Source organism: Oryzihumus sp., assembly GCF_036391795.1.
In the GTDB taxonomy this organism is placed as follows: domain Bacteria; phylum Actinomycetota; class Actinomycetes; order Actinomycetales; family Dermatophilaceae; genus Oryzihumus.
In genome coordinates, this window is record NZ_DASVZH010000008.1 from 1 (window position 1) to 7,219 (window position 7,219).

Annotated in this window: 7 protein-coding genes; 6 read left to right on the forward strand and 1 reads right to left on the reverse strand. The window is 72.0% G+C overall.

What is annotated here, in order from left to right; all coding sequences use genetic code 11:
- Together VF825_RS00380 and VF825_RS00385 are read left to right on the forward strand one after the other, a co-directional pair.
- Positions 1-207: HNH endonuclease signature motif containing protein (locus VF825_RS00380; RefSeq protein ID WP_331108938.1), on the forward strand; the 207-nt coding region annotated here is incomplete at its 5' end.
- A gap of 326 nt (positions 208-533) precedes the next feature.
- Positions 534-1,112: a thymidine kinase gene (locus VF825_RS00385; protein WP_331108940.1), complete on the forward strand. Its 579-nt coding sequence runs from the start codon at positions 534-536 to the stop codon at positions 1,110-1,112.
- 57 nt (positions 1,113-1,169) lie between these two features.
- Here VF825_RS00385 and VF825_RS00390 read toward each other — a convergent pair whose 3' ends face one another.
- The gene (locus VF825_RS00390) at positions 1,170-2,186 is read right to left on the reverse strand and encodes an aldo/keto reductase family protein (protein WP_331108942.1); all 1,017 of its coding nucleotides are present in this window, start codon (positions 2,184-2,186) and stop codon (positions 1,170-1,172) included.
- A 236-nt stretch (positions 2,187-2,422) separates the two neighbouring features.
- Here VF825_RS00390 and VF825_RS00395 point away from each other — a divergent pair, with 236 nt between their 5' ends.
- The 4 genes from VF825_RS00395 to dgt form a co-directional block, all read left to right on the forward strand.
- Positions 2,423-3,643, forward strand: coding sequence for an IS110 family transposase (locus tag VF825_RS00395; protein WP_331108944.1), 1,221 nt, complete (start codon positions 2,423-2,425; stop codon positions 3,641-3,643).
- A 246-nt stretch (positions 3,644-3,889) separates the two neighbouring features.
- Positions 3,890-5,974, forward strand: a complete 2,085-nt coding sequence (locus VF825_RS00400) for a CARDB domain-containing protein (protein WP_331108946.1) — start codon at positions 3,890-3,892, stop codon at positions 5,972-5,974.
- Entirely contained in the window at positions 5,971-6,453 is a 483-nt protein-coding gene (locus VF825_RS00405; protein WP_331108948.1) for a hypothetical protein, read from the forward strand. The genes VF825_RS00400 and VF825_RS00405 overlap by 4 nt, the downstream gene beginning before the upstream one ends.
- A 129-nt stretch (positions 6,454-6,582) precedes the next feature.
- Positions 6,583-7,219: dGTP triphosphohydrolase (dgt, locus tag VF825_RS00410; protein WP_331108950.1), on the forward strand; the 637-nt coding region annotated here is incomplete at its 3' end.

Here is a 7,219-nt window from a genome sequence, read left to right on the forward strand (position 1 = left end):
CTGTGGCTGCGGGACGGCGGCTGCACGATCCCCGGGTGCACCGCGCCGCCGTGGTGGTGCGACGGGCACCACGTCACCCACTGGGCCGACGGCGGGGCCACCGACGTGGCCAACGCGGCCCTGGTGTGCGGGCGGCACCACACGATCGTCCACCAGTGCGGCTGGACCGCGACCGTCACCGGCACCGGGGTGACCTGGCACACCTGAGGTCCCCGCCCCGCACCCGGCCCGAAGACGGCCGGGCCAGCGGCATGCGCGGAGACGTCTCAGCGCAGGGCTCCTGTGGAGGCGAGTCCACACCTTCCCAGGTGGGGTGGATCGTGGCAGTCGTCGCGGCCCGGCACCACCGGTGGCGAATTGCGCATGGGCTGGGAATGGGTCGCTCATAGCACCGCGACCGCGCCGCCACGCCGGGGTAGCCATCCGAGCCGAGGCGGTCGGGGATGGCAGGATGTCGCCTCGTGTCCATCGGGGTTTCGCAGCAGTCACTGCCAGGTCTGGCCGCCCGTCCGACAACTCGCCCCACCCGGCGGATGCCCACGACGAACGGTCTGAGCGACCTCACCGTCATCGTCGGCCCGATGAAGAGCGGCAAGTCGCTCGAGCTCATCAGCCTGCTCTCGCCGCTGGCCTACTCGGACGTCACGCACCGGGTCTACCAGTCGGCTCGCCACCAGCGCGACGACAAGGTGACCTCCCGCAGTGGCAGCAGCCTGGTCACGACCAAGACGATGTCGCTCGAGCCGCTGCTGGACGACGACGTCGACGTGGTCGGCGTGGACGAGATCCACATGTTCGACGTCGCGGACGTGGAAGTGCTCGGCACCCTGATCGAGCGCGGGACCCGCGTCGTCGCGACCGGCATCGACCTGGACCACCGGGGCGAGCTGTTCGCCCCGGTCAGGGCGCTGTTCGAGCTCGGCCCGCAGGTGGTGACCCACCGGCGCGCCGTCTGCGACGTCTGTCGCGAGTTCCGCGCCGTCTACACCCAGGTGCTCGACCGGGACCGGGCCTTCACCACCCGGTTGGCGCCGTCGACGCCACTGCCGGACGACGGCACGTTCAGCTACGAGGCACGCTGCCGGTCCTGCTTCATCTTCCCGACCGACTGAGCCGGTGTGCCGCGCCCCGCAGGTGAGGGAGCGGCGTACCTGCAGGAGGGGTGGGCCTCAGCGGATCGGGAACTCCGACCGGCGGGGCATCCGCGTCTCTCCCGGGTCGCGCTCGATCGAGCCGTCGAGCACCTCGTCGATCGCCGCCATCAGGTCGGCGTCGAGACGCACCCCGGCGGCGCGGGCGTTCTCGGTGACCTGCTCCGGCCGGGACGCGCCGATGATCGCGGCCGAGACGTTGTCGTTCTGCAGCACCCACGCCACCCCGAGCTGGGCCATCGTCAGGCCGGCCTGCTCGGCGAGCGGGCGCAGTCGCTGCACCCGCTCGAGCAGCACGTCGTCGGCCAGCCAGCGGCCGACCATGTCGGCGCCACCCTTGTCGTCAGTCGCCCGGGAGCCGGCCGGCGGGGCCTGACCGGGCACGTACTTGCCGGTGAGCACCCCTTGGGCCAGCGGGGACCAGACGATCTGCCCGATGCCGAGCTCGCGTGAGGCGGGGACGACCTCACCCTCGATGACCCGCCAGATCATGGAGTACTGCGGCTGGCTGGAGACGAACGGGATGTGCAGCTCCCGGGCCAGCCGATGGCCCTCGCGCAGCTGCTCGGCGTTCCACTCCGAGACACCGATGTAGAGCGCCTTGCCCTGCCGGACGACGTCGGCGAAGGCCTCCATCGTCTCCTCCAGCGGCGTCAGGTCGTCGTAGCGGTGTGCCTGGTACAGGTCGACGTAGTCGGTGCCCAGCCGCGCCAGCGAGCCGTTGATGGACTCGTGGATGTGCTTGCGCGACAGGCCGTGTGCGTTCGGGCCGCGGCCACCGGCGGGGAAGTAGACCTTCGTGCAGATCTCGACCTCCTCGCGGCGGACGCCGGCCAGTGCGCGGCCCAGGACGGCCTCGGCCGCGGTGTCGGCGTAGGTGTCGGCCGTGTCGAAGGTCGTGATGCCCTCCTCCAGCGCCTGCCGCACGCACGCCACGGCCTGGTCCTCCTCGACCTGCGAGGCGTGGGTGAGCCAGTTGCCGTAGGCGATCTCCGAGATGCGCAGACCGCTCCTGCCGAGGTTCCGGAACTCCATGGCCCGACCCTAATGGGCCTGCACTGGGATGCCTTTTGGCAATCTGGTGTCCGAGCCGCCGTCGGGTGAGCACTGTCGGACCCTGCCCTGGCGAGGGCTACGCCTAGATCGTGCCCCCGACGGTTGGTGAGGAGTTCGTAGGGCTGGTGGGATGTCGTGCCGGTGAGCACTGAGCCATTAGGTCGCCTGGATCTCCTCCGTGGCTTTCGGGGACGTTCGTGCGAGGGGAGCTACTGGTGTTGTTCATCGGGGATGACTGGGCCGAGGCCCATCACGACGTCGAGGTCGTCGACGAAACCGGGACGGTGCTGGCCAGACGCCGGCTGCCCGAGGGGGTGGTCGGGGTGAGCGCGCTGCACGCGCTGGTGGCAGACCACCTGGGCCAGAGCGAGGATCCCCAGGCGGTGGTCGTCGGCATCGAGACCGACCGGGGCCCATGGGTGGCGGCCCTGGTCGCTGCCGGGTACACCGTCTACGCGGTGAACCCGGCCCAGGCCGCCCAGTACCGGGCCAGGCACGGGGTGGCCGGGGCCAAGTCCGACCCCGGCGACGCGCACGTGCTGGCCGAGCTGGTCCGCCTGGACCGGGCCCATCACCGCCCGCTGGCCGGGGACTCCGCCCTGGCCGAGCACGTCAAGGTCCTGGCCCGCTCCCACCAGAACATGATCTGGGCGCGGCAGCGGCAGACCAACCTGCTGCGCTCGATGCTGCGCGAGTACTACCCCGCCGCACTGGTGGCCTTTGAGGAGCTGGGAGGCCGGGACGCCCTGGCTGTCCTGGCCGCCGCCCCGACCCCCGAGCAGGGCGCCCGGCTGAGCCTGTCCCGGATCCAGACCCTGCTGCGTCGAGCCGGGCGGCAACGCAACCTGGCCACCCGCGCCGCCCAGATCCAGGCGGCGCTGCGCACCGAGCAGCTACCCGCCCGGGCCGAGGTGGTCCCGGCCTACGCCGCCTCCACCACCGCACTCGTGGCCGTGATCACCGAGCTCGTCCGCCAGGTCCACACCCTCAGCGAGCAGGTGAGCGCGGGTTTTGGCCAGCACCCGGACGCTGAGATCTACCGCAGCCAGCCCGGCCTCGGCGCGATCCTCGCCGCCCGGGTGCTCGCCGAGTTCGGAGACGACCCCCACCGCTACGCCGATACCCGCGCCCGCAAGAACTACTCCGGGATGGCCCCGATCACCCGCGCCTCGGGCACCAAACGCGTCGTCCTGGCCCGCCACGCCCGCAACCGGCGCCTGGCCGACGCGCTCTACCAGCAAGCCTTCGCCGCCCTGGGCGCCTCGCCCGGCGCCCGAGCCTTCTACGACCGACACCGCCAACGCGGAGCCACCCACCACCAAGCCCTGCGTGCCCTGGCCAACCGGCTCGTCGGCGTCCTCCACGGCTGCCTCGAGCACCACATGCCCTACCAGGAACACCTCGCCTGGCCGGACAACCATCGCCTCGCCGCTTGACCGCTTAGCGCCGTGGGATGTCTAGGCGCGCCGCAGCATGTCCGCGCGGGCGCCCCTGTCGCCGAGGAGCTCATTGCCGTGGGTCGCCGGAACACGCCGCTGAGCTGGTGACCGGGGAGCCGTCGAGGGTCGGGGCGTAACCACGGTGGCGTGGCGCTCGTTTGCCCGGAAACGCGCCCGGACGGGCGTGTCGTCTGACCGGACGGTGCGCAGGGTGCCGACCGGTGACCTCGAGGAGATCGCCTCATGCCGATCCGCCCCCGCATCGCCCGGCCGCGCCGGGTGCTGGCCCTGACCGCCACAGCGGCGCTGCTCGTTGGAGGGGTGGGTGCGGCTGCGGTCGCGGCCACGCCCTCGGAAGGTTCGGTGTCCGACACCTCGCCCTCCACGCAGTGGACTGCCGGGCCGTTCGCCGCCCCCAACGTCACCGGCACCGCCGGCGACGTGACCTGCGGCCCGGGACTGTGCGACGACTTCGCGCTGCACGTCAGCACTCCAGCTGGCTACGGCGACACCCACCAGCTCACGGTCACGGTCGGGTGGGCCAACAAGGCCGCCGACTTCGACGTCTATCTGCTCGACAAGGCCGGCACGGTTGTCGGCACGTCGGCCTCCAGCGCCGACCCTGAGGTCATCCAGGTGCCGCCCACGAGCGGCGACTACACGGTGCGCGTCGTCCCGTTCAACCCGCTCGGTGAGTCGGTCACGGGGACCGCTGCCCTGACCGACATCCCCGCGAACCCGCCGCCGAGCACGGACACCCCGCCGACGTTCAGCCAGTACGGCGCGCCCGAGTCGTTCCCGCAGGCGCACAGCGCCGGTGAGCCGTCGATCGGCAACAGCCACAAGACCGGGGCGACCTTCTACCAGGCGCTCTACGACACCTACAAGGCCACGTGGGACGACAGCGTCACCCCGTCGAAGGTGAGCTGGAGCAACGTCTCGGCGACCTCGGCGAACGGGTGCCCCACCGGCAACACCGCGTCGCTGGACCCGATCGGCTTCACCGACCCGGTGACCGGCCGGGTGTTCGAGAGCCAGCTGGCGGGCAAGACCTCGCTGATGTGCTTCTCCGACGACGACGGCACGACGTGGTCGCCGAGCCAGGGCGGCGGCATCAACTCCGGCGTCGACCACCAGACGGTGGGCGGCGGTGCCTGGCCGGCAGGGGCCGTCGGGTCGCTGCCGACCAGCAGCTACCCCCGGGCGGTCTACTACTGCAGCCAGGACATCGCCGACGCCAGCTGCGCCTCCAGCCATGACGGCGGCACGACCTTCGGCCCGGCCGTCCCGATGTACTCCCTGCTCGACTGCGGCGGCCTGCACGGGCACGTCAAGGTCGCCCCCGACGGCACCGTCTACGTGCCCAACAAGGGCTGCGGCAGCAACCAGGGCGTGGCGGTCTCCGAGGACGGCGGCACCACGTGGTCGGTGCGCACCGACCCGGCCAGCACCCCCGGCGACTCCGACCCCAGCGTCGGCATCGGCGCCAACGGCACGGTCTACATGGGTTACCAGGCCGCCGACGGCACGCCCCGCGTCGCCGTGAGCCGGGACAAGGGCAAGACGTGGACCGACGACCAGAACGTCGGCGCCGCCCTGGGCATCCACAACACGGTCTTCCCGGCCGTGGTCGCGGGTGACGACGACCGCGCCTCGTTCGCCTTCATCGGCACCACGACCGCCGGCAACTACCAGGACGCCACGAACTTCCACGGCGACTGGCACCTCTACGTCTCCACGACGTACGACGGCGGCAAGTCCTGGGTCACCGTCGACACCACGCCCACCGACCCGGTGCAGCGCGGCTCGATCTGCACCGGCGGCACGACCTGCGGCAACGACCGCAACCTTCTCGACTTCATGGACGCCACGGTCGACAAGGACGGTCGCGTGCTGGTCGGCTACGCCGACGGCTGCACCGGCGCCTGCGCGGCACCGGGTGGGACGGAGAACTTCGACGCCTACGCCACCATCGCCCGCCAGCAGACCGGCAAGACGCTGTATGCCGCGAACGACCCCCTGCCCAACCTCACCCCGAGCGCGCTGTCGGTGAGCAAGGCCGGTGGGCTCTACGTCCCGACCGCGACGCTGGCCAACACCGGCGGCGCGCCGGCGCCGGGAGCGGCCCTGCAGCTCGTGGTCGACGGGAAGGTCGTCTCGACATCGACGGCGAGCGACCTGGCAGCGGGGGCCACCCGTACGGTCACCTTCGCCGGGCTCAAGCTGGCCAAGGGCACGCACACCGTCCTGGTGGTGGCGGACCCGGCCAACACGGTCCGCGAGTCCGACGAGGCGGACAACAAGCGCTCGGTCACGGTGACGTCGTGATGCGGGGGCGTGCGGCCGGAGGCAGCGCCTCCGACGGCGTCCGCGTCCTGGTCGGCGCGGCCGCCCTGCTGCTCGCCGGTGCGCTGACCGGGTGCGAGAGCGCCGGGCAGAAGGCGATGGAGTCCACGGCCGACCAGATGTCGGTCTGCGCCAGGGATGCCTCGGCAGTCGAGCTGCCGGCGGCGTTCCCGTCGAAGGCGGCACTGCCGGACGGCTACGTCGTCACGCACGTGGAGTCCCGCGCCGGCGGCCGCGTCGTCGTCACGGCGGTGTCGCCGAAGCCGTTCCGCGCCACGCTCACGGACATGCAGGCCACCTACGCCCGCAACGGCTGGTCCCTGTCGGAAGGGGAGGTCGAGGCCGATGACGCCGAGTCCAACTTCTCCGGCAACGGACTCAAGGGGCGCTGGGCGATCCGGGCGATGGACGCGTGCCGGGGCAACACCGCCGTGTCGCTGGTGACCGGCAGGGCGGGCTGAGGCCAGCGCCGAAGAGACGCCCACGAGTGGAGCAGGGCCCTGGAGCACACCGGGGCCCTGCTCTTGGGACAACAGTCAACCGGATGGTCACATGTTTGGGGTCGGCGGCGCGGCATACAGTGCCTGTTCGTGAGCACCTATGCCGACGCCGACCGCGAGCGGTGGGTCCGCGAGGACCCGGCGCTCAAGCGGGCCGACCGCGACGACTTCGCCCGCGACCGGGCCCGCGTCGTGCACTCCTCGGCGCTGCGCCGGCTCTCGGCCAAGACACAGGTGGTGCAGCCGACCAGCGACGACTTCGTCCGCAACCGGCTCACCCACTCCCTGGAGGTCGCCCAGATCGGCCGCGAGTTCGGGGCCGCGCTCGGCTGCGACGCCGACGTCGTCGACACCGCGTGCCTGGCGCATGACCTCGGGCATCCGCCGTTCGGGCACAACGGCGAGACGGCGCTGGCCCAGGTCGCGGCAGACATCGGCGGGTTCGAGGGCAACGCCCAGACGCTGCGCCTGCTCACCCGGCTGGAGGCCAAGCGCACCCACCCCGACGGTCGCCCGGCCGGGCTCAACCTCACCCGGGCCAGCCTCGACGCCGTCCTGAAGTACCCGTGGCGGCGCGGCGAGGCGCCGTCGCAGACCGCCAAGTTCGGCGTGTATGCCGCGGACGCGCCGGTCTTCGAGTGGGTTCGGCTCGGGGCGCCGGAGGCCGATCCCACCCGCCGGTGCCTCGAGGCGCAGGTCATGGACTGGTCCGACGACGTCGCCTACT

Coding starts and splice junctions, on each gene's coding strand:
- VF825_RS00385 (WP_331108940.1), top strand. CDS start 534: ATGCCCACGACGAACGGTCTGAGCGACCTCACCGTCATCGTCGGCCCG.
- VF825_RS00400 (WP_331108946.1), top strand. CDS start 3,890: ATGCCGATCCGCCCCCGCATCGCCCGGCCGCGCCGGGTGCTGGCCCTG.
- VF825_RS00390 (WP_331108942.1), bottom strand. CDS start 2,186: ATGGAGTTCCGGAACCTCGGCAGGAGCGGTCTGCGCATCTCGGAGATC.